Below are 22,481 nucleotides of genomic sequence, written 5' to 3'. Positions count from 1 at the left end.
TCGTTTGGCAGAGTTGGCTGCAACGTTATCCGAGGCACGAGAGTCGCTCAACAACATCGCTGAGAGAGCTAAGCTTTGGGAAAGAATTGATGGCTATTCCTGGGAGCAAGTAGACGCACCTTATTGGCAGAAGCGCTTAGACACAGTGAAAGCCGACTTGGAGAGACTTGAACAATCAGGCGGAAACCTTGAGTTGGCTAAATCTCGCTGGGATGCAGCTAAGAAGCTGTTGCAAGATATTCAGAAAAATAAAGAGCAACTCAAAAAGGATGAAGGTGCATTAGAAACCAAAAAGGATGATGCGCAACGCCAGGCTGAGAAATACCGTTTATTGGCGTCAGCTGGTATGAGTGATGAAGTTAGGACACTCCTGTCGGATCGAATTGGTGTCGTCACTTTAGAAATAGCAGATCAACAATCGGAGTTTGAAAAAACGCTGGATAGCGAATTGGAAAAAGTCCGATCTGCTAAAAACACTGCTGAAAACTCTGCAAATGGCATCATGGGCTCCTTTAGAGGAAAAGATAAATGGCAGCCCCTTACGGTTGATTGGCCCACTGGCTTAGATGGACTGCCAGATTATTTAGAGCATTACTCCTATATTGAAAAAGAGGGTTTGCCTGAGTTAATCGATCAGTTCAAAGAGCGCTTAAATAAGCACGCAACTCAATCTTTGGCTCGAATTAAGACCAAGCTTGAATCTGAGAGGGAAGATATATTAGAGAGGATCGATACAATCAATCGCGTGTTGAAGCGTACTGAGTTTAAGCAAGGCAGTCACTTAAAGCTTGGCTCAAAACGTGAAAAGTATCCGCATGTCCAGGAGTTTGAGCGTAAAGTCCGGAGTGCGTTAAGTCAGGCGACAAGTGATGATCATGAAAATCGATTTAACCTTTTGGCTGAAGTTGTGGAAATTCTTGAGAAAGCGAGTGCGCCAGGAACTTCCAACAATATGGAAAGTTTGAGGCTGTTAGATCCAAGATATCAAATGTCATTTTTTGCTGAAGAGATTGATTCGCAGACGTTCAGTGTGCGTGATGTGCTTGAGTCTAGTAGTGGAAAGTCAGGCGGTGAAAAAGAGTCGTTTGCCGGTACTATCGTTGCCGCGAGTCTTGCCTACGTGCTGACTCCTGATGGGTATGATAAGCCTATTTATTGCACCGTATTTTTGGATGAGGCATTTTCAAATACCGCTGAGGCAGTTAGCCGAAGAGTGCTTCGTGTCTTCAAGGAGCTTCATATACATGTCAATTTGATTACGCCCTATAAAAATCTGAATTTAGCGCGAGAGTCAGCGAGATCATTGCTCATTGCCGAGCGGGATCCTGAGCTTCATGAAAGCCACTTATGTGAGGTGACATGGGAGGAAATTGATCGGCGCATGGCAGAGCAAAAACGTTCTGCGATCGGTGCGTCGCTACATGATGAAATCACCGCTGAAATCGATCTGGTCAGAACTTAATGAGCACTTCATCAAAAGCGACTTGGGGCTTACTACCAGAAGATGTCCTTCTTACGCTGAAAAATAAGCACTGGCAGAACTCTAGAAATTTGAAAAGCTTGCTGAGCGGTGGGGACTCATTTCCCTTGGTAGTTGCTTTGAAGCCTCCAAGGGGAAATGCGGCAATCCAGAATATTGGCCATTTTCAGAACTTTGTATCGTCTTGGAAGAGCTTTTCCCAAGATTCTATTAATGGGGCTGGCCAAGAAAGAGGCGATTCAAAAAGCAAAGGGTTTGAGGTAGTTTGGGAAAAACGGAATTTCCGCTCGCTCGCTGAGCAGGATGTTCCCACACACTTAAATATCTTAGATATCGGCTCACTTGCCTGCATACTTGGTTCGGATGAGGAGCGCCAGTTACAAGACTGGCTTTCGAAAATTCGTTACATTTTTGAATCCCTCTCATCGCAATCCTATTTACCTCAAAGTCAGAGTCACCAAGCTAGCTCTTATGAGGGAAGCTCTTCCCATGGAAATAGCGACCAGAGCTTATTCCAAGCATTAATTGATCATTTAGAAACGTTAGACAGTTTCGAGCAGGATGATTTAGAGCTGTTGGTGAGGTTGTTGCCACAGTTACAAAAAGGAATGGGGCAAGGATGTTATCTCAGGGCGTTACCTGTCACTTTTGTGGATACAAAATTCATCGAGAAAAATTTACGAATAATTGAGTCTGTCGTTACTGCATTGGTTGATAAGAACGTTAAAGGCACTGGCTTGATGAGCTGGCTTGATTGTAAAGAAAAACCGAGAGACTGGTTGTTAGTTAAGCCCCTCTGTCAGGAAACCAGGTCACTGTTGGGTGGCCTACCATTGCTTCGCCTATCCTCAGACACTTTGCAAGACTTTGAGTTGCCCGCGAGAAATATCTTGGTGATCGAGAACGAACAGTCCTGTCTGGCGCTTAGTGATGTTCACAACACGATAGCAGTCTCAGGTGGAGGCAAAAATGTTTCATGGATGAAGGCAGGTTGGTTGGCTGATAAGAATGTTGGTTACTGGGGAGATATTGATTCTGAAGGCTTGGCTATTTTAAGTGATGCCAGAAGTAGGCTGAGTAGTATTACTCCACTAATGATGGATGAGCTGACGGTCAAGACTTTTGCGGAGCGTATGGTGTCAGAGCCTGACTCGGTATCTAAAGACCCTGTTGCCTTGACAGAAACAGAGCTAGCTCTATTTAAGGGTTTACGTGCTGATCAGTATGCTGACAAGAGGCTCGAGCAAGAGCGTCTGCCGATGGAGTATGTCGCGCAACACATTGACGCTTGGGTAGTGTGATTTCCTTTCGCTCAACCAATTCACCCAACAAACCTTTTGATTAGTCCGATAATAAGCTACTGATTTTAAAGGGTTCTCTGTTCTCTGGTCATGGACTTGGGCTGTTCGAGATGGGGAGAGGTGCAGAGAGTTTTCGGCAATTCAGAGAATATTCGCCTTGGATAGTCTGAGATTAAGAATGGTGCGAAGTCCGTAAACCCTTGCCACATAAGGCCTGTAGCGCGGGGTGTAGGCAATAAAAAAGGCCAACCGAGAACGGTTGACCTTCGTTATTTGGTGGCAATTATCAATATGAAAAGTCGTTCGAGAGTTGCTCAGTCGGTGCCAAGATGAGAAGCTTCTTGAGCTATTTTAAGTGTCGCTGCGGGTCTTGGCGGCCATGCAGTACACGGATAATTTCTACCGTATCAGTACTGACTCTGTAAAACAGAGTATGGCTTTCGATGGGGAGGCTTCTGGCGCCGGGTAGGAGTTCGGGGCGCTCAACGCCCATCAGTGGTTGTTCAGTAAGAGACCAAAAGTGGTCTTTTAGATTTTCTAGGTAGCTGTCAGATTGGGCTTGCCCCCATTGCCGAAGCCCATACTGGTAGATGTCTTTAAGGTCGGCTTTGGCGGCCGGAGCTATTACAAGTTGATGTGCAGGCATGCGGTTTAAGCTTTAATGTCGTCGAACAGTGAATCTAGGGCAGATTTTGATTCGATGGCAATGCCTTCTCCTTTATCTAGCTGATCAGTGCCCACTTTCAGTTGTTCGCGCAGGCGGGCCAATTTCACTTCGTGGATCCAATCTTCGTGTGTATCCATAAAGCGCAGTGCTTCGCGGATCACTTCGCTGGCATTGTTGTACAGGCCGCTTTCAACTTTGGCCTTAACGCGAGACTCTAGCTCGGCAGTCAGGGAAACATGCATGATGACCTCCAAGGGTAGACATTTATACAGATCATGCTAGGCTCAAATACAAAGATTGTCAATGTTTGTATTTGTATGTCTGAGTCGCTGCCCATTAAACGCTGTGCCATTTATTCTCGCTCGTCTGTAGAGAAGGATAGCCGTGATCCTTTCGATTCCGTCAGTGCTCAATTTATGGCTTGCGCAGAATTTATCGGTTCCCAAGTCGGCAAGGGTTGGCGGCTGGTGGATACGATTTATGAGGATAGAGGTTATTCAGGCAGCCATATGCGGAGAGCGGGTTTTCGCGCTCTACTAAGCGATATCAAGCTTGGATTGATTGATGTGGTAGTTGTGCATCGGCTGGACCGACTAACGCGGAGGCTGGTCGACTTTCAACAAATCATGTCTGAACTAAACGCGCATGATGTGCCTGTGGTTTCTGTAACTCAGCAGATCGACATGTCTCATCATGTGGGTCGCCTGGCGACGAATATCATTACTTCTTTTGCTGAGTTCGAGCGGGAGATGGTCGGTCAGCGAGTAAAGGAAAAGCGTGCTGCCACGTTGGAGTCTGGTCGCTGGCAAGGTACCTCATGCCCGTTAGGATACGTTGTTAAGGATGATCGCTTGGTGGTTGATCAAGTCGAATCAAAAGTCGTGCAGGAGATTTTCACTCGATACGCCAATAAAGAACCTGTCACTGCAATTCTGAATGATTTGAATGCACGAGGCGTAAAGACCAAGCGCTGGCGGACACAAACCGGAAAGCTTAAAGGCGGTAAGGTTTTTAATCGCAATGCAATTTATACACTGTTAAAGAGTCGCGTCTATTTGGGCGAAGTTTTTTACTGTGACGCCTGGCAGGCAGGCGCACACAAGCCGATTGTAGATCATGATCTGTGGAGTAAAGTAACTGCACTATTAGATGCCCGCAGTCGTCGAGGCGAAAGCCGAGCTTCCTCCGATGAGGGTTCGATTTTCATGCTGAAGGGGCGTGTGTTTGGTGCAGACGGCCGAGCCATGTCGCCATGGTTATCATCGGCTTATAAAGGCAGAAAGTACGCCTACTATATTCCACAACGGGAAATCGCCGAGGGTGCTGGTGCTTCTGGTCTGCCTCGTTTGCAGGCGGCAAACTTAAATGATCAGGTTTGGTCGAGCCTGAGGCTGCTGTTATCAACGCCCGAACAGCTGCTTGCCCACTTGCCAAAGCCGTTAACTGAAAGCGCTGATTTTGATCTCTCTTTGGTTGTGAAACGATTAATGAATCTTGAAGGGCTGTCGGAGGAATTGTTTCCGGTTCACCAAAAGCGGCTGGTCACGCAGTTAATCGATAGAGTTACGGTGCATGCAGACCGACTTGATATTGATTTCAGCTTGGATGGTCTAATGGATTTGATCCTGGAATTGCTGGCAGATCGTCCAGAATTAGTGAGGTCTTATCGGCAGCTGTATTCGTCGGCGAGGAGTCATGGACTTTGATTTTCATATTATTTTTTACTCGCTGTTTCGGTAGGTTGTCCCCACGCCTACCAATGCTGCAAACAAACCTTTCTCCAAGTCCGTCGATAACCTATTGATTTTAAACGGGTAGATTTTCTCCAGTCATGGACTTCGCCACTGAGCAAGTGAGAGAGGCACAGAGAGTATTCGGCAATTCAGAGAATATATACCTTGGATAGTTCGGGATTGTAAATGGTGCGAAGTCCGCAAAGCCTTGCTACATAAGGCCTGTAGCGCGGGGCGTAGGCATAAAAAAAGGTGAACTGAGATCAGTTCACCTTCTTCAATTGGTGGAGACGGCGGGAATTGAACCCGCGTCCGTCAGCACTCTGCCATCGGCTCTACATGCTTAGAATCCGTTAATTAGTTTAACCTTCCACAGCCCAACGGGCAGGACGTGGTTGGCGAGCTCAGTAAAGTTTAACGAAACGACCCTGAGTAAGCCGCTTGGCGATCCTGTTCTGAGTGACAGTCATTAGCGCGATACAGGCACCTTGCTAAAGACCGTTAGGGCCGTAGCCCTAAAAGTGCTTTTTCACTGCTTACGCAGCTAGTTGAGCACCGTAGTTGTCATCATTTGCAACTATGAGTTATAGCGATTGGAGTACGAGTGCCACTATACACTCGGCATGCACCTTTGGTTTTGTTACCAGCGTCGAAGCCATGTCGTCCCCGTAACTTTTACCAAGATTAAGCGTCTGGCTTCGACTGCGTCGAGTCCCGGCCAGCGGGCGGAGCCGCTGTCGCTTATGCCTTTTGAAGGCCAAGAAATTGGCTTTCAATTTGAGACAAAACAGGCATAAGCCCATGTCGTCCCCGTAACTTTTACCAAGATTAAGCGTTTGGCTTCGACTACGTCGAGTCCCGGCCAGTGTTTTAGCAACTGTCGCTTATGCCGTAATTTAATTGTTAGTCATTATATAGGGGCGCTTGTTGGGAATACAAGGCAAGCCTATTTATTTTACGTGTTCTCGAACAATACGTGCTTTCTGGCGATCCCAGTCACGGTTCTTCTCGGCATCTCGTTTATCGTGATCTTTCTTACCTTTGGCCAGTGCTATCTCGCATTTGATGTGGTTTCCTTTCCAATAAAGCGCCAATGCAACACAGGTGTGTCCAGCTTGGTTCATTTTGGCATTTATCTTTGCGATTTCTTTTTTATGTAGCAATAGCTTTCGTTGGCGCGTTGGTTCAGCGATAACGTGAGTACACGCTGACGTTAGCGGTGTGATATAGACGTTAAGAAGCCAGGCTTCACCGTTTTTTAGGAATACGTGTGAATCCGTAAGCTGAGCTTTGCCTTCTCTTAAGCTTTTGACTTCCCACCCTGTTAGAGCGAGTCCGGCTTCGAACTTTTCTTCAATATGGTAGTCGTGTTTAGCTTTCTTATTGAGAGCAATGGTGCCTGGCAGTTGTTTTGGTTTTTTCTTGGCCATATATCTATTGTTATCACTATCTCGTACAAATAGACCTAAACGTTTCTAGGGCTATAAAAATGAACCATTCTACACCATGTTTCAGTCATTTGTGCCAGCCTTCTGAAAATTTATGTTGCGTGTTTTTATTGAGGCTAGGCGACCACGGTCTTGGCGGGTACAATAGAGGTAAGATAGTTTAGGGTGATGTGAATGTCTTTAAGTATTAATCGTAGTGCCTTGGTTATGCACTCTGCTGAGCGTATGAGTGCACTGGTAAATGATGTGGCGGCTTACTCGCAGTTTCTTCCTTGGTGTTCAAGCTCGCAGGTCTTGGAGTCTGAATCGGAGTATATGTTGGCGAGCATTGAGGTTCAAAAGGGCGCGCTGAAGCAGTCGTTTACCACGCGTAACGACTTGTCTGAAGATGGCAGAATTATTATGAGCCTGGTGGAGGGACCTTTCAGCTATTTAAAAGGCGCCTGGGAATTTATTCACCTGAAAGAAGGAGCTTGTAAGGTTGAACTTACGCTCGATTTTGAGATTAAACAAAATTTGGCAAAAATGGCCTTTGCCAAGGTATTTAATCAGGCAGCTAACTCGATGGTTGATGCGTTCTGTGAACGTGCAAATCAATTATATCGTTAAGGAAACGTAAATAATGGAAAATATGATCCAAATAGAAGTTGCCTATGCCGCGCCTGATAAGCAGAAAATACTAACAGTCGAGGTGAAGCCGGGTACCAACGTTTTTGATGGGGCAAAAAACTCGGGAATTGATAAGGTTTTTCCTGAGATAGATTTCGATAAGGCCGATATGGGAATATTTGGTAAAGCGGTTCGTAAACCACTGGAGCAGGAGCTGAAAGAAGGGGATCGTATTGAAATTTACCGCCCATTAATGATCGACCCTAAACAGGCTCGCTTAAATCGGGCGGCAAAGAAAGACTAAATAGAGCGCTTAATATGCTGGGTTGCTCTCAAGTAGTGTGCCTTCGTAGCGTTGGTACACGCCTTGGCTATAGTAGACTTTTATGGTTTGTTTCTCGATTTCACCGCCCGCAACTTGATAGGTGTATACGTAGTTTTCGAGTTCTGTATCGAAGGTGTTGTCTAGAACGGGAGCACCTAATACGAAGTGAACCTGTTTTTTAGTCATACCTGCTTTTAATGTGTCGAGCATGTCTTGGGTGATGATGTTGCCTTGCTGGACATTGATTTTGAAAACGCCAGGAAAGCTACAGGCGCTTATGCTTAAAGCGGTGAGAATAATAATTAAAAACTTTTGCATCTAATTTTTGAATTCCATTATCTTTGCTTTACAATGTTTTCGGCTGATCTTTATGAAGATAGGCGAAACGCAAGCAAAGTATGTTGTAAAGAAGAAACTAACATTATAGCGAGGCATGATACCTGATTCGTGCAAACGCTGTGAATAGGATTACAAATAAATCATGCCAGACAACTCAGAGTTAAAAAAAGTTGGTTTGAAAGTTACCTTACCACGATTAAAAGTATTGGGGCTTTTGGAAGAAGCTGATGAGCACCATATGAGTGCGGAAGATGTCTATAAGGCTTTATTGGAATCGGGTGATGATGTAGGTTTGGCGACCGTTTATCGTGTACTTACCCAGTTTGAGGCTGCCGGTCTGGTCTTGCGTCATAACTTTGAGGGTGGACATGCGGTATTCGAGTTGGCGAAAGATGATCATCATGACCATATGGTCGATACCGAAAGCGGTAAAGTTATTGAGTTTCTAGACCCTGTTATTGAAAGGCGTCAGCATGAAATTGCAGAAGAGCATGGTTATGAATTAGTCGATCACAACCTTACGCTGTATGTTCGTCCCAAGAAGTAAGATTTGATATTACTGTGTTTTCTAAAGCCGCTCTTTGAGGCGGCTTTTTTTATAAAGAATAATTAACCACAGAGGATACAGGGCGCTACGCTTCACCGAGAAAAAAGAAAAGTCTTAAAAGCTTTTCTCTGTGAAGGCTGAAAGTTGCTCAGTGTTCTCGGTGGTTTATAGTTTTTATGCGGTCTCCAACATCTCCCTGGCATGAGCAAGTGTCTGCTCGGTCATTTCAATACCGCCTAGCATGCGAGCAACTTCCTCGGTTCTGGCTTTCTTATTAAGCAAGTCAATCGAAGAGCTAACTTTTCCGTCAATTGATTTCTTGCTAATGAAATAATGGTTGTCACCTTGTGAGGCAACTTGTGGCAGGTGGGTAACGCAAATGATTTGTCCATTCTTGCCTAGCGATTTGAGTAGTCGGCCAACAATTTGTGCTGTGCCGCCGCCAATGCCTACATCCACCTCATCGAAAACCAGTGTTGGAATGGTCGAGTTTTGAGCGACAATGACTTGAATCGCTAAGCTGATTCGGGACAGCTCACCGCCTGAGGCAACTTTGTTGATGGCTTTGGGGGGCTGTCCAGGATTGGTGCTAATCAGGAATTCGACGGTATCCAGACCGTGCTGGCTTACCTTGCTGTTATCGAGAGGTGTTAGGCTGACGCAGAACTTCACTGACTTCATATCCATCAATGCTAGCTGCTCACATATTTTCTTTTCTAAAGAGCTGGCACACTTTATACGCTTCTGACGCTGCGTTTCAGCTAAGGCCCGGTAAGTGTTTTCCAATTCGATTACTTCAGCTTGCAGTTGCTCCAGATTTTGGTCGCCATTATTAAAGTCATGTAGTTCTTTGCTGAGTTTGTTTTGTATGGTTAACAGCTCAGTGGGTTCACAGCGGTGTTTTCTTGCTAACTGGTAAGCAGTGCTTAGGCGTTCTTCGATTTCTTGCAGGCGTGCTGGGTTGAGTTCAAATGAGTCGATAAAATGGCGTAAATTACTACCTGCCTCTTCAATTTGGATTTGCGCTTCATTCAGCATGTTGAGTGCTTCACTAATCTCATGATTTTCGCTGGGTAGGTTGTGTAGTGATGAGGAGGCTGAAGAAACCATGCTGGCGGCATTAGCATCACCCTCTGAACATAACGCTAGAGCTTCATGTGCTCTACTCAAAAGCAGTTCTGCATTTGCTAGCTGGGATTGCTCTTTTTCGAGCTGCTCAACTTCACCTTCTTGTAGGCCCAGTGCCTCGAGCTCTTCAAGTTGAAAGGTAATGAGGTGAATGCGGGCAGTAATCTCATCCTGGTTGTTTTCAAGTTTAGATAGGTGCTTAGCTTGACTTGACCATTTATTAAAAGCGCTGGAAACCTTGTCTGAGGTACTTTGTAGTTGGCCAAAGTTGTCGACAATCACCCGGTGGTTATCTTTGTTAAGTAAGGATTGGTGTTCGTGTTGGCTGTGAATATCAATCAGTAGCTCGCCAATTGATTTTAAATTCTGTAGAGGGCTAGGGTGGCCATTTATATAGCTGCGCGAGCGGCCCTCGGCTGTGATGACTCTGCGCAATATACATTGCTCGCCTTCTTCCAGGTCGTGGTCTTTAAGCCATTCAAGTGCCTTGGGGTGTTTGTCTAACTCAAAGGCTGCAGAAATTTCAGCCTTGGGCTCTCCGTGACGCACCATGCTCGTATCAGCCCTGTCGCCAAGCGCCAAGCCTAATGCGTCGAGAATAATTGATTTACCAGCTCCGGTTTCTCCGCTGAGTACGGTCATGCCGTTGTTGAATAAAACTTCCAGGTGGTCAGCGATGGCGAAGTTGGAGACTTTGAGTTGGCTAAGCATGGTTATTTTTCCGTGTCTGGATATGCAAATCAAAATTTGCTAAATATTACTGTATCTATAACCAGTTGGTAAAGATAAATATTATTCTTTCAGGCCGAGATTAAATGCAGTTAAAAAATAACTTGGTGGTGACTTGAAACTTTTCAGAGTGGCCCCCATATAGGCACCAACTTATTTATTACTGGCGATGCTTAAGTGCACGTAGAGCATTTGAAAGTCGCTATGTCAGGGTGTGCAGCATGTGCTGCGTAACGTTAATTAGTTTGATTAACTGCTGTTTTGAGATTGATAAGCGAAATAGCAGAGTTGTGGTCAGTGGAGGCGCAGGTGAGCGTAGAAAACGAAAATAATTCAAATGAAGAGCATATTGTAGAGGCAGCTCAAGAGGCTGTGGAAGCTGCTCAGGAAGAAGTCGAAACTAGTGGCCCTGAGCAGAATGCTGAGGCAGATGGCAAGGATTGGCAGGCTGAGGCTGAGTCTTTGGCGAAGCAAATTGAAGATCTTAAAGATCAGGCAATTCGTGCCAAAGCTGAAGTGCAGAATGTTCGCCGCAGAGCAGAGCAGGATGTAGAGAAAGCGCATAAATTTGCTTTGGAAAAATTTGCCAAAGAATTATTGCCTGTCATCGACGGCTTAGAGAAAGCGGTAGAGGCGGAAGTTGCAGCGGGTAATGAAATGACGACCTTGCGCGAAGGTGTAGAAATGACGCTTTCGATGTTTTTGAGTGGCGTGCAGAAGTTTAATCTGGAGCAGGTTGACCCGGTTGGTCACCCATTTGATCCAACGTTGCACGAGGCGATGTCAATGGTTCCTGCGCCGGATGCAGAGCCAAATACAGTGATTGCAGCAATGCAGAAAGGTTATACCTTGAATGGTCGTTTGGTCAGACCGGCAATGGTTGTTGTATCCAAATAAACGCACAAAAAAAGTACAAAATAATGGTTTAAAGCTTGAAAATGGAAATTTCGGCCAAATATAAGCGTTAACCCAAAAATATAGGCGCTAAGGCTTAAGATGAAAAAAGCCATTAAGCCTTACCAACAGAATTTAGAAATTAGAGAACGGGAGTAAATCAATGGGCAAAATAATCGGAATTGACTTAGGTACAACTAACTCATGTATTTCATTGCTAGATGGCGAAAAGCCAAAAGTTATTGAAAATGCAGAAGGCGATCGTACCACACCTTCAATCATTGCATTCACTGACGATAACGAAATCTTGGTTGGTCAGCCAGCTAAGCGTCAGGCAGTAACGAACCCGACTAATACTTTGTTTGCGATCAAGCGTTTAATTGGTCGTCGTTTTGAAGATGAAGTTGTACAGAAAGACATCTCAATGGTGCCTTACACCATTTCTAAAGCTGACAATGGTGATGCGTGGGTAGAAGTTAAGGGCGATAAGAAAGCGCCACCTCAGATCTCTGCAGAAATCTTGAAGAAGATGAAGAAAACGGCTGAAGACTTTCTAGGCGAGTCAGTAACTGAAGCGGTAATTACAGTTCCTGCTTACTTTAACGATTCTCAGCGTCAGGCAACTAAGGATGCCGGTAAAATTGCTGGTCTAGATGTTAAGCGTATTATCAACGAGCCAACTGCAGCAGCACTAGCGTTCGGTTTAGATAAGAGCAAAGGCGATTCAACAATTGCTGTTTATGACTTGGGTGGTGGTACTTTTGATATTTCTATCATCGAAATTGCTGACGTTGATGGCGAGAAGCAGTTTGAAGTATTAGCGACTAACGGTGACACCTTCTTGGGTGGTGAAGATTTCGATATGACGCTAATCGATTACTTGGCTGATGAGTTCAAGAAAGATAGCGGTATCGACCTTAAAGGTGATCCTCTAGCGATGCAGCGTTTGAAAGAAGCGGCTGAAAAAGCAAAAGTTGAGCTTTCAAGTGCGCAACAGACAGATGTAAACCTTCCTTATATTACGGCTGATGCGTCAGGTCCTAAGCACCTTAACGTGAAAATGACGCGTTCGAAGCTAGAGTCGCTAGTTGAAGATTTGGTTGAACGTAGTTTAGCGCCTTGTAAGACTGCATTGAATGATGCAGGTCTTAGCGCTTCAGAAATTGACGACGTTATCTTGGTTGGTGGTCAGTCTCGTATGCCTTTGGTTCAGAAGAAGGTTGAAGAGTTCTTCGGCAGAGAGCCACGTAAAGACGTTAACCCAGACGAAGCGGTAGCAATGGGTGCAGCGATCCAGGCTGCGGTATTGGCTGGTGACGTAACAGACGTACTGCTACTAGACGTTACGCCATTAACTTTGGGTATCGAAACAATGGGTGGCGTAGCCACAGCATTGATCGAGAAGAACACGACTATCCCAAGTAAGAAGTCCCAGATCTTCTCAACGGCTGAAGATAACCAGTCTGCTGTAACGATTCACGTTGTACAGGGTGAGCGTAAGCAAGCGGCTCAGAACAAATCTTTGGGACGTTTCGACTTGTCAGATATTCCTGCGGGCCCTCGTGGTATGCCTCAGATCGAAGTGACTTTTGACATCGATGCAAACGGTATCTTGAACGTATCGGCGAAAGACAAGGCGACAGGTAAAGAGCAGTCTATCGTGATTAAAGCTTCTTCTGGTCTATCTGATGATGAAGTCGAGCAAATGGTAAATGATGCAGAAGCAAATGCTGATGCCGATCGCCAGTTCGAAGAGCTAGTGACTGCGCGTAACCAAGGTGATGCGATTGTTCATGCGACTAAGAAGACTCTAGAAGAAGCTGGTGATAAGGCGACTGAAGAAGAGAAAACTGCGATTGAAGCTGCGATTACTGACCTTGAAGAAGCGCTTAAGGGTGATGATAAGGCAGATATCGAAGCGAAGACTCAGGCATTGACTGAAGCTTCATCAGGTTTGGCTCAAAAGATGTATGCTGAGCAAGCAGCAGCGGGCGCAGGCCCAGAAGCAGCAGCGCAAGGCGGTGCAGCAGAAGAGCCAGCTGGCGCAGCGGACGACAATGTGGTTGACGCTGAGTTTGAAGAAGTTAAAGACGACAAGAAGTAAGTTGTCGATAGGAGGGCGTAGCCCCTCCTGTTCTGAGACTTAAATAGCGTAATTTTTGAATCTTCTGGTTTGAAAGCTTACGTTTGAACGCGGAAGCATCGCCTTCCGCGTTTGCATATCTTCAGGTTTATTTTGCTAGGTCAGTTTGTATTAATGCGCAATAGAGCTATTGAGAGCTGCGCTAGCAAAATGATTCATCCTTCGGCAGAGGTCGGGGAAGAGTTTTATTTACGGTTTTATTGAATACGGTTGTTGCATATGTCGAAACGAGATTATTACGAAGTTCTGGGTATTGAACGCTCAGCTGATGCGAAGGAAGTTAAGAAGGCCTACAGACGCTTGGCGATGAAGTACCACCCGGACCGCAACCCGGATGATGCTCAAGCAGAAGAAAAGTTTAAAGAAGCAACTGAGGCTTATGAGATCCTTTCTGATGAGCAGAAGCGTGGCGCTTATGATCAGTATGGTCACGCAGGTGTTGACCCGCAAGCTGGTGGCGGTGGCTTTAGTGGTGGTAATGGTAACTTTAGCGATATTTTTGGTGATGTTTTCGGTGATATTTTCGGTGGCGGCGGAGGTGGCGGTGGCCGCCAGCGTAGCGCTCGTGGTGCTGATTTACGTTATACCCTCGACTTGGACTTGGAAGATGCCGTTAAGGGTACAACAGTAAAAATTCGCGTACCAACTCATGTGACCTGTAAGCCTTGTAATGGCTCGGGTGCTGCAAAAGGTTCTAAGCCTGAGCATTGTGGTACTTGTAATGGTGCGGGCCAGGTCAGAATGCAGCAAGGCTTTTTCTCTGTGCAGCAGACCTGTCCAAATTGTCGCGGCCAGGGAACAATGATTAAAGATCCTTGTCGTTCATGTCACGGTTCGGGTGTGATAGAAGAAACCAAGACTTTGTCTGTTAAGGTTCCGCCGGGTGTCGATACCGGTGATCGAATTCGCTTGGCAGGTGAGGGTGAAGCGGGCACGCATGGCGCGCCGTCAGGTGATTTATATGTACAGGTTTCGGTTAAAGAGCATCCGATCTTTGTGCGCGATGGCAAGACCTTGTATTGCGATGTGCCAATTTCCTTGGTAGATGCTGCTCTGGGTGGTGAGCTGGAAGTGCCTACACTAGATGGTCGCGTTAAATTGAAGATTCCGGCCGAGACTCAGACAGGCAAAATGTTCCGCTTGCGTGGCAAAGGTGTTGCCCCTGTTCGCGGTGGTGCAGCTGGTGACTTGATGTGTCGTGTGACTGTTGAAACGCCAGTTAACTTATCTAAAAAGCAGAAAGACCTATTGCGCGAATTTCAGGATACGCTAGATAAACATGGTGATAAAAAGCACGCGCCAAAAAAGCATACCTGGTTTGAAGGTGTGAAAAGCTTTTTTGATGATATGACGAGTTCTAATTAGATTATTGCCTCCACCACCGTCATTCCTGCGCAGGCAGGAATCCATTGTCTCGCGGAGTTAGATACACCCAATTAGTAGGTATCGACGGGGAAATCATGGTATTTAGAATGATCTAGCATTTTCCAGCACCTGAGGTGGGTTCAAAACAATGGATTCCCGTCTGCGCGGGAATGACGAGAATCTGCGCGAGAATGACGTAGAGGTAGTTGGGCCGGTTTATTCGCCTATAAATAAGGAAAAACAAAGTGACAAGAATTGCAGTGACCGGTGCAGCTGGTCGAATGGGTAAAATGTTAATTGAGGCCGTGGGTCTATCTTCTGAAGCAGAGCTAACGGCAGCCATTGAGCGCCCAGAAAGTTCCCTTGTCGGAACGGATGCTGGAGAGTTAGCAGGTGTGGGTGCGAACGGTGTTGTTGTCTCAGGTAGCTTGTCTGAAGTGATTGGTCAGTTCGATGTCTTGATTGACTTCACTGCGCCCGTAGCGACCTTGGCAAATGCTAAGTTATGTGCGGAGCATGGTAAGGGTATTGTTATCGGAACGACTGGCTTTACCGTTGAAGAAGAGGAGGAGTTGTTATTGGCTCAGTCTTCTGCGGCAATGTGTAAGGCTGCCAACTTTAGTACAGGCGTAAATGTTTGCCTGAACCTGCTTCAAAAAGCGGCTGAAATTTTGGGTGACGACTACGATGTTGAGGTTTACGAAGCTCATCATCGACATAAGGTTGACGCGCCTTCTGGTACTGCACTGGCGATGGGGCAAGCGGTGGCCGATGGTTTGGATCGGGATTTACGCTCGGTTGCGGTTTATGGGCGAGAAGGTCAAACCGGTGCACGTGATAAAGAAACTATTGGTTTTGCGACCGTTCGTGGTGGTGATGTTGTCGGTGATCACACCGTGATGTTTTTGGGCGAAGGTGAGCGTGTAGAGATTACTCACAAAGCGTCTAGCCGTATGTCTTTCGCTCGGGGTGCAGTTCGTGCTGCAGCCTGGTTGCAGAGTCAGAAGCCTGGCTTGTATGAAATGCGAGATGTTCTGAATTTGAAATAAGTGGCTTGGCTAAAAAATGCGCTATGAACTGCCTCTCACTGATAGACATAATTGTCATAAATGTGTACAATGCCGCCGTTTGAATAGTGGTTGTCTATTCAAAGCCCGCATGTATCAGCAGGGTTAACATTGAAGCGCGCGCAAGTATAAGAATTTTAAGCGAGGTGGGGTAAGCTCCGTCTCGCTTTTTTGCAACTTATCTGTGTGAAAATGCTGCTTTGAATGCCTGCTCGGGGACCAGATGCTTATCGCTTATACCTAGCGTGTAGTTTCTGAAGGCCACTTCAAACCCGCCTAAAGACGGTATCTTTATTATTCTCTCCTAGCCGATTACGACGAGGAACTGGCGTTGACAAAACCTGCAATTTTAGCACTTGAAGATGGCTCCATTTTTAAAGGAGTCTCCATTGGATCAGACGGTGAAACCATCGGGGAAGTTGTATTTAATACAGCGATGACCGGGTATCAAGAAATCCTGACTGACCCTTCCTATGCAAAACAAATCGTAACTTTGACTTATCCGCATATCGGAAATACCGGTGTTAATGCCGAAGATGTTGAGTCAGATAAAATTTGGTCAGCAGGCTTGGTTATACGTAACTTGCCTTTATTGGCGAGTAGCTGGCGTTCAGAAAAGCCTCTTAACGAATACCTTGAAGAAAACGGCATTGTCGCGATTGCAGATATTGATACACGCCGTTTGACGCGAATCTTGCGTGAAAAAGGTGCACAGAATGGCTGCATTATCGCTGGTGATGACATTAGTGAAGAAAAGGCGCTAGCCGCTGCGAAGTCGTTCCCTGGTCTAAAAGGTATGGACTTGGCGAAAGAGGTGACACGCACTGAACAGGCCTCTTGGACAGAAGCTGAGTGGTCACTAACTGACGGGTATGGCGAGCAAAGCGAAACAGAATTCCATGTTGTGGCTTATGACTTTGGTGTTAAGAATAACATTCTAAGAATGCTCGCGGAGCGTGGTTGTAAACTAACAGTTGTTCCAGCGAAAACGCCTGCTGCGGATGTACTGGCTATGTCACCTGACGGAGTGTTTCTATCTAACGGCCCGGGCGATCCAGAGCCATGTGATTATGCGATTGCAGCAATCAAAGACATACTGGAAACCAAGGTTCCGGTATTCGGCATTTGCTTAGGTCACCAGCTACTTGCGCTAGCGAGTGGCGCGAAGACTGAAAAGATGAAGTTTGGTCACCACGGTGCGAACCATCCGGTACAGAATCTAGAAGACAAAACTGTGATGATTACCAGTCAGAACCACGGTTTTGCAGTGGACGAGAGTTCACTACCAGATTGTCTAAAAGCAACACATAAGTCTCTATTTGATGGTTCCTTACAAGGTATTGAACGCACGGATACTCCAGCGTTTAGTTTCCAGGGCCATCCCGAAGCGAGCCCGGGCCCGCATGATGTCGCGCCTTTGTTTGACCGCTTCATCGATACGATGAGAGCTCGTGCTAAGTAATTAGTACTGTTGTTTAGTCAGCAAAATACTTGCTGAAAGTGAACCTATTTTGTTGTGAGTGAGCACCTTAGCTATTTACAACCTAACTCTTAGAGAACGGAAAGAATTAAATGCCAAAGCGTACCGACATAAAGAGTATTCTAATACTAGGCGCCGGCCCTATCGTCATCGGGCAGGCCTGTGAGTTTGACTATTCAGGTGCTCAAGCGTGTAAAGCGCTTCGCGAAGAGGGTTATCGAGTTATCTTGGTTAACTCTAACCCGGCAACCATTATGACTGATCCTGCAATGGCCGATGCGACTTATATCGAGCCGATTACCTGGCAGACAGTTGAAAAGATTATCGAGAAAGAGCGCCCTGACGTGTTGTTGCCAACAATGGGTGGTCAGACTGCATTGAACTGTGCATTGGACCTAGAGCGCGAAGGTGTGCTTGATAAGTACAACGTTGAAATGGTTGGAGCGAATGCTGATACCATCGACAAAGCGGAAGATCGTGAGCGCTTTGATAAAGCAATGAAGGCAATCGGCCTTGAAACACCGCGTTCTGCGATTGCTCATAGCATGGAAGAAGCGCTTCAGGTGCAAGACTCTTTAGGCTTCCCTTGTATTATTCGACCTTCTTTCACCATGGGTGGAAGTGGTGGCGGTATCGCTTATAACAAAGAAGAGTTCGTAGAGATTTGTGAGCGTGGTTTGGACCTGTCACCCACGAACGAGCTTTTGATTGATGAGTCCCTGATTGGTTGGAAAGAATATGAAATGGAAGTTGTTCGTGACAAGAACGACAACTGTATCATTATCTGTTCTATCGAAAACTTTGACGCGATGGGTGTTCACACCGGTGACTCGATTACCGTTGCACCGGCACAAACGCTGACCGATAAAGAATATCAAATAATGCGTAATGCCTCTTTGGCAGTACTGCGTGAGATTGGTGTTGAAACTGGTGGCTCAAACGTCCAGTTTGGTATGAACCCGAAAGATGGCCGTATGGTGGTTATCGAGATGAACCCGCGTGTATCGCGTTCATCTGCTTTGGCGTCTAAAGCAACCGGTTTCCCGATTGCCAAAGTTGCCGCTAAATTGGCGATTGGTTATACCCTGGATGAGTTGCAGAATGATATTACAGGTGGCGTAACGCCGGCTTCATTCGAGCCATCAATCGATTATGTTGTCACTAAGATTCCTCGTTTTACCTTCGAGAAGTTCCCTCAGGCAGATCCGATTCTAACGACACAGATGAAGTCGGTAGGTGAGGTTATGTCTATTGGCCGAACCTTCCAGGAATCGCTACAGAAAGCTTTACGTGGTTTGGAAGTCGGTTCTTACGGCTTCGAGCCGAAATTGGATCTGGCTTCTGAAGATGCTAAATCAGAGATGATTCGAGAGCTTCGTAACCCGAGTGCCGAGCGTATCTGGTATGTCGGTGATGCTTTCCGTTCTGGCATGTCGGTTGATGAAATTTACAAGCTAAGCGGCATCGACCCTTGGTTCCTGGTTCAGATTGAAGATTTGATTGAAGAAGAGTGTGTTGTATCGAATATGACACGCACAGACATGACTGCTGAAGCGATGCTTCGTCTTAAGCGTAAGGGTTTTGCTGATCACCGTTTGGCAGAGCTACTTGGTATTACCGAGAAAGAATTGCGTACGCTACGTCAGGGCTTCGATATTCGCCCTGTCTATAAGCGTGTTGATACCTGTGCTGCAGAATTCTCATCGAACACGGCTTACATGTACTCAACCTATGAAGAAGAGTGTGAGTCTCAGGTTACTGACAAAGAAAAGATCATTGTTATCGGTGGTGGCCCTAACCGTATTGGCCAGGGTATTGAGTTCGATTACTGCTGTGTTCATGCTGCCTTTGCCATGCGTGAAGACGGTTACGAGACCATCATGATCAACTGTAACCCAGAGACGGTTTCAACGGATTACGATACTTCAGACCGTTTGTACTTTGAGTCAATTACCCTGGAAGACGTATTAGAAATCGTTCAGCTAGAGAAGCCAAAGGGCGTGATTGTGCATTATGGCGGTCAGACGCCACTTAAGCTTGCGCGTGGTTTAGAAGAAGCTGGAGTGCCAATTATTGGTACTAGCCCAGACGCAATCGACCGTGCAGAAGATCGTGAGCGCTTCCAGCAAATGATTGAGCGCTTGGGCTTACGTCAGCCAGAAAATGCCACGGTTCGAAGCCATGAAGAAGCGATTACTAAAGCGACTGAAATCGGTTATCCGCTAGTTGTTCGTCCATCTTATGTATTGGGCGGGCGTGCAATGGAGATCGTCTATAACGAAGCTGAGCTAGTTAAGTACATGAAGGAGGCGGTTAGCGTATCTAACGACAGCCCTGTCTTGCTAGACCACTTCTTGAACGCGGCGATTGAGGTTGATATTGATGCCATTAGTGATGGTAAAGATGTCGTGATTGGTTCAATCATGCAGCATATCGAGCAGGCGGGTGTACACTCGGGTGACTCGGCTTGTTCATTGCCTCCATATACCTTGTCTCAAGAAGTTCAGGAAGAGATGAAGGAAGTCGTTAAAGCTATGGGTCTAGAACTTGGTGTTGTAGGTTTGATGAACGTCCAGTTGGCTTATCAGGATGGTTTGATTTACGTGATCGAGGTTAACCCTCGAGCATCACGTACAGTACCGTTTGTTTCTAAAGCTATTGGCACTTCATTGGCGAAGGTTGCTGCACGTTGTATGGCAGGTAAAACCCTGGCAGAGGCGGGCTTTACCGAGGAAGTGGTGCCTAAGCACTTCAGTGTCAAAGAGTCTGTTTTCCCGTTCAACAAGTTCCCATCTGTTGACCCGATCCTTGGCCCTGAAATGAAGTCAACGGGTGAAGTTATGGGTATCGGTGATACCTTCGATGAAGCCTTTGCTAAAGGAGTTATTGCTGCAGGTGGTGTATTGCCGAGCGGCGGTAAGGCGTTCTTGAGCGTGAGAGAAGTTGATAAGGAAGGCGTAATTGAAGTGGCACGCCTGCTTAACGAAATTGGTTTCGCTTTGGTCGCAACCTCCGGTACTGCGAAAGCGCTAGCAGAGGCAGGCTTGGAAGTTGAGTCTATTAATAAGGTTCAAGAAGGTCGTCCGCATGTTGTTGATGCCATTAAGAATGGCGATATTGACCTGATTGTTAATACTACTGAAGGTAGACGAGCCATCGCAGACTCTGCTCAAATCAGACAATCTGCTTTGCAGAAGAAGATTGCTTACAGTACGACTCTTGCTGGTGGTGATGCAACTGCACGAGCTATTCGTTTTGGTGCTGAGAAGCACGTACGTAGACTTCAAGACTTACACTAGAAAACTCGTTTATTTTATAACCCGGAGCTAATGCTTCGGGTTATTTTTTTCAGCTGTTTATACAGATGGCTCTTTTTTGATAACTCGAATTAATTGCTTGTTGATGATGAGTATAAGCGTGACTGAAAGAAGAGCTCTCACTAAATATGGTAAAAGAATAAAGGAAGGAAGATGAATCGAATTCCAATGACTGTTGAAGGCGAAAAAGCCCTTCAAGAAGAATTAGTAGAATTGAAAACTGTAAAGCGCCCACAGGTTATCGAAGCGATTGCCGATGCGCGTGAGCACGGTGATCTAAAAGAAAATGCTGAATATCATGCAGCGAGAGAGCAGCAAGGCTTTATAGAAGGTCGAATTCAGGAGCTGGAAGGTAAGCTTTCAAACTCCCAGATTATCGATGTTAAGTCTATCCCTCATACAGGAAAAGTTATTTTTGGTACCACGGTTTCATTGATCAATATCGATACGGATGAAGAAGTTCGTTATCACATTGTTGGTGATGATGAGGCTGATATCAAGGCAGGCAAAATCTCTATTTCTTCACCAATCGCTCGAGCGATTATTGGTAAAGAAGAAGGTGATACCGTAGGCGTTCAGGTGCCTAGCGGAATCGTTGAGTATGAAATTGATGAAGTGCTTCACGTTTAATCTTGATCATCTTTTAAAAAGGCTGAGGTTAGCATTGACTTCAGCCTTTGCCTTCCTGGTTAGTTACTAATCTATTAAGCCTAATTCAATAGCTAGCTTAATCATGGCTTTTAGGGCAGCCTCTTTCGGAAAGGGATGGTCTAGGTTTGGTGACCCAAATCTCATTAGTTTAGGGAATGCATCGTAGGACATATCCCAATGATGTGCGTTTAACATGGCTAGATCTGCTGACATGCCGGTCTTTATTTTTGCTTGAGCTTGGGTAAGCTGCATATCATTATGAGCGTCGTATTTGTTTAACTCCATTACGCCCTGCATTTGAAAATAAGGTACTTCCAGCGCTGTTGTCGAACCCGTGATGTTAAAAATAGGGATGTCTAAAGAATCAAATAATTCTCTATTCTGATCTAGGAAGGACATTCGCGCTTTAGTTGTCAGATCATATACCGCCTCTTTTACATTGTATTCATCCATACGTCTAAACGTGCCAGATTTGAGGTTTATTGCGGGTGAAATGAGCGATAAGAAGCTTGCTAATGCTTTTTCAACTTTAGGGATGTCTAGGTTCTTAATCGAGTTATATATGTCATCCGCTAAATAGGAGCCACCGATGGCTCCTCCCCAATTATAGATACAGCGAATTTTGTTTTTTAAATCGGGGCGCTGCGCGAGCAGTTCGTAGATATCGGGAGCACCTTTGCTGTAACCAATTAAAAATATATCTCCGGGTGTCTTTTGTTCGGACGGTGGGATTGTTGTTGTGTCAGCTGCTAATCCGGCACCGTGGTCAATCGCGGCGATCAAGTCATCAATATTAGAGCTGCAACCGCGCATAGGGTGATTGTCTGCTCGTATAATCCTTATACCGAGCTCGTCCTGGATTTTAGGGAAGGCGTTTTGAAAAGCCCTAACAGGCAACATGCCATTCAACAGACCGGGTGAGAATATTAGCGTAGTATTACGAACTCTATTTGTGCTCTTAAATTCGGGGATTTCCAGTTTCCATTCCCGTATTTCATCGCCCCTCAAAAACTGTTCTGCAAGTTTTTGTTTGTTTGGTCGCTTGTCTTTGCGGCCAAGTAGTTTGGTTTTATCTGCTTTTTTTAAAGCAATATTGTCTTGAAGTGCTTCGGTTAGAAATATATTTCTCCATCGAATGCCGCACCAGCGCTTAATATAAGGGTGCGCATAGTTTTNACGGTCGCTTTGTAGAATCAATCTAATATTCGTAATTAGTTGTTCGTAATCGCCTTTGTTCTCCAGTGTTTCGAGTAGATTC

The 22,481-nt window shown here is 45.8% G+C and carries 18 protein-coding genes and 1 other RNA gene; 13 read left to right on the top strand and 6 right to left on the bottom strand.

All coding sequences use genetic code 11. From position 1 onward, the window contains the following. The coding region (locus tag A3766_RS27975) for an SbcC/MukB-like Walker B domain-containing protein (protein ID WP_197479809.1) at positions 1–1,462 on the top strand (1,462 nt) is incomplete at its 5' end. Beyond that, a complete protein-coding gene (locus A3766_RS27970) occupies positions 1,462–2,781 on the top strand; it encodes a Wadjet anti-phage system protein JetD domain-containing protein (protein WP_068643422.1) in 1,320 nt (439 codons plus the stop codon). The genes A3766_RS27975 and A3766_RS27970, both read left to right, overlap by 1 nt. Before the next feature lie 346 nt (positions 2,782–3,127). Here A3766_RS27970 and A3766_RS27965 read toward each other — a convergent pair whose 3' ends face one another. Together A3766_RS27965 and A3766_RS27960 are read right to left on the bottom strand one after the other, a co-directional pair. Further along, complete coding sequence (locus A3766_RS27965) at positions 3,128–3,427, bottom strand: type II toxin-antitoxin system RelE/ParE family toxin (protein ID WP_068643420.1); 300 nt, start codon at positions 3,425–3,427, stop codon at positions 3,128–3,130. 5 nt (positions 3,428–3,432) lie between these two features. Further along, positions 3,433–3,690, bottom strand: coding sequence for a type II toxin-antitoxin system ParD family antitoxin (locus A3766_RS27960; RefSeq protein ID WP_068643416.1), 258 nt, complete (start codon positions 3,688–3,690; stop codon positions 3,433–3,435). Positions 3,691–3,765: 75 nt separating this feature from the next. Here A3766_RS27960 and A3766_RS27955 point away from each other — a divergent pair, with 75 nt between their 5' ends. After that, a complete protein-coding gene (locus A3766_RS27955) occupies positions 3,766–5,154 on the top strand; it encodes a recombinase family protein (RefSeq protein WP_068643413.1) in 1,389 nt (462 codons plus the stop codon). Positions 5,155–5,463: 309 nt separating this feature from the next. Here the strand turns inward: A3766_RS27955 and ssrA are convergent. Both ssrA and smpB read right to left on the bottom strand, forming a co-directional pair. Then, positions 5,464–5,849: a transfer-messenger RNA gene (gene ssrA, locus A3766_RS27950) on the bottom strand. Between the two features lie 282 nt (positions 5,850–6,131). Then, positions 6,132–6,611, bottom strand: a complete 480-nt coding sequence (smpB, locus tag A3766_RS27945) for an SsrA-binding protein SmpB (RefSeq protein ID WP_068514034.1) — start codon at positions 6,609–6,611, stop codon at positions 6,132–6,134. A gap of 192 nt (positions 6,612–6,803) precedes the next feature. Here smpB and A3766_RS27940 point away from each other — a divergent pair, with 192 nt between their 5' ends. Both A3766_RS27940 and A3766_RS27935 read left to right on the top strand, forming a co-directional pair. After that, complete coding sequence (locus tag A3766_RS27940; protein ID WP_068553707.1) at positions 6,804–7,238, top strand: type II toxin-antitoxin system RatA family toxin; 435 nt, start codon at positions 6,804–6,806, stop codon at positions 7,236–7,238. A gap of 13 nt (positions 7,239–7,251) precedes the next feature. Further along, positions 7,252–7,542, top strand: coding sequence for an RnfH family protein (locus A3766_RS27935; RefSeq protein ID WP_082865264.1), 291 nt, complete (start codon positions 7,252–7,254; stop codon positions 7,540–7,542). A gap of 9 nt (positions 7,543–7,551) precedes the next feature. Here the strand turns inward: A3766_RS27935 and A3766_RS27930 are convergent, their stop codons facing one another. Beyond that, positions 7,552–7,881: an outer membrane protein assembly factor BamE gene (locus tag A3766_RS27930; RefSeq protein ID WP_068514039.1), complete on the bottom strand. Its 330-nt coding sequence runs from the start codon at positions 7,879–7,881 to the stop codon at positions 7,552–7,554. A gap of 163 nt (positions 7,882–8,044) precedes the next feature. Here A3766_RS27930 and fur point away from each other — a divergent pair, with 163 nt between their 5' ends. Then, positions 8,045–8,449 (top strand): ferric iron uptake transcriptional regulator, encoded by a 405-nt coding sequence (gene fur / locus A3766_RS27925; protein ID WP_068514042.1) that lies wholly within the window; start codon positions 8,045–8,047, stop codon positions 8,447–8,449. Positions 8,450–8,623: 174 nt separating this feature from the next. Here fur and recN read toward each other — a convergent pair whose 3' ends face one another. Further along, a complete protein-coding gene (gene recN, locus A3766_RS27920) occupies positions 8,624–10,288 on the bottom strand; it encodes a DNA repair protein RecN (RefSeq protein WP_068514043.1) in 1,665 nt (554 codons plus the stop codon). A 327-nt stretch (positions 10,289–10,615) separates the two neighbouring features. Here recN and grpE point away from each other — a divergent pair, with 327 nt between their 5' ends. The 7 genes from grpE (at position 10,616) to greA (ending at position 21,202) form a co-directional block, all read left to right on the top strand. After that, complete coding sequence (grpE, locus tag A3766_RS27915; protein WP_082865342.1) at positions 10,616–11,203, top strand: nucleotide exchange factor GrpE; 588 nt, start codon at positions 10,616–10,618, stop codon at positions 11,201–11,203. 160 nt (positions 11,204–11,363) lie between these two features. Beyond that, positions 11,364–13,304: a molecular chaperone DnaK gene (gene dnaK / locus A3766_RS27910; protein WP_068514045.1), complete on the top strand. Its 1,941-nt coding sequence runs from the start codon at positions 11,364–11,366 to the stop codon at positions 13,302–13,304. Positions 13,305–13,562: 258 nt separating this feature from the next. Next, positions 13,563–14,708 carry a molecular chaperone DnaJ gene (gene dnaJ, locus A3766_RS27905; protein WP_068514048.1) on the top strand — a complete coding sequence of 382 codons (1,146 nt, stop codon included), beginning with the start codon at positions 13,563–13,565 and terminating at the stop codon, positions 14,706–14,708. Positions 14,709–14,953: 245 nt separating this feature from the next. After that, positions 14,954–15,757, top strand: a complete 804-nt coding sequence (gene dapB / locus A3766_RS27900) for a 4-hydroxy-tetrahydrodipicolinate reductase (RefSeq protein ID WP_068511692.1) — start codon at positions 14,954–14,956, stop codon at positions 15,755–15,757. A gap of 349 nt (positions 15,758–16,106) precedes the next feature. After that, complete coding sequence (gene carA, locus A3766_RS27895) at positions 16,107–17,237, top strand: glutamine-hydrolyzing carbamoyl-phosphate synthase small subunit (RefSeq protein ID WP_068553352.1); 1,131 nt, start codon at positions 16,107–16,109, stop codon at positions 17,235–17,237. A gap of 110 nt (positions 17,238–17,347) precedes the next feature. After that, positions 17,348–20,554 carry a carbamoyl-phosphate synthase large subunit gene (carB, locus tag A3766_RS27890; RefSeq protein WP_068508947.1) on the top strand — a complete coding sequence of 1,069 codons (3,207 nt, stop codon included), beginning with the start codon at positions 17,348–17,350 and terminating at the stop codon, positions 20,552–20,554. Between the two features lie 171 nt (positions 20,555–20,725). Next, the gene (greA, locus tag A3766_RS27885) at positions 20,726–21,202 is read left to right on the top strand and encodes a transcription elongation factor GreA (protein ID WP_068508948.1); all 477 of its coding nucleotides are present in this window, start codon (positions 20,726–20,728) and stop codon (positions 21,200–21,202) included. The last annotated feature ends 1,279 nt before the right edge of the window (positions 21,203–22,481 follow it).

This window comes from Oleiphilus sp. HI0132 (assembly GCF_001635845.1).
Note: the sequence above shows the minus strand (reverse complement) of the source record. Positions and strands in the feature narration are given on the sequence as shown.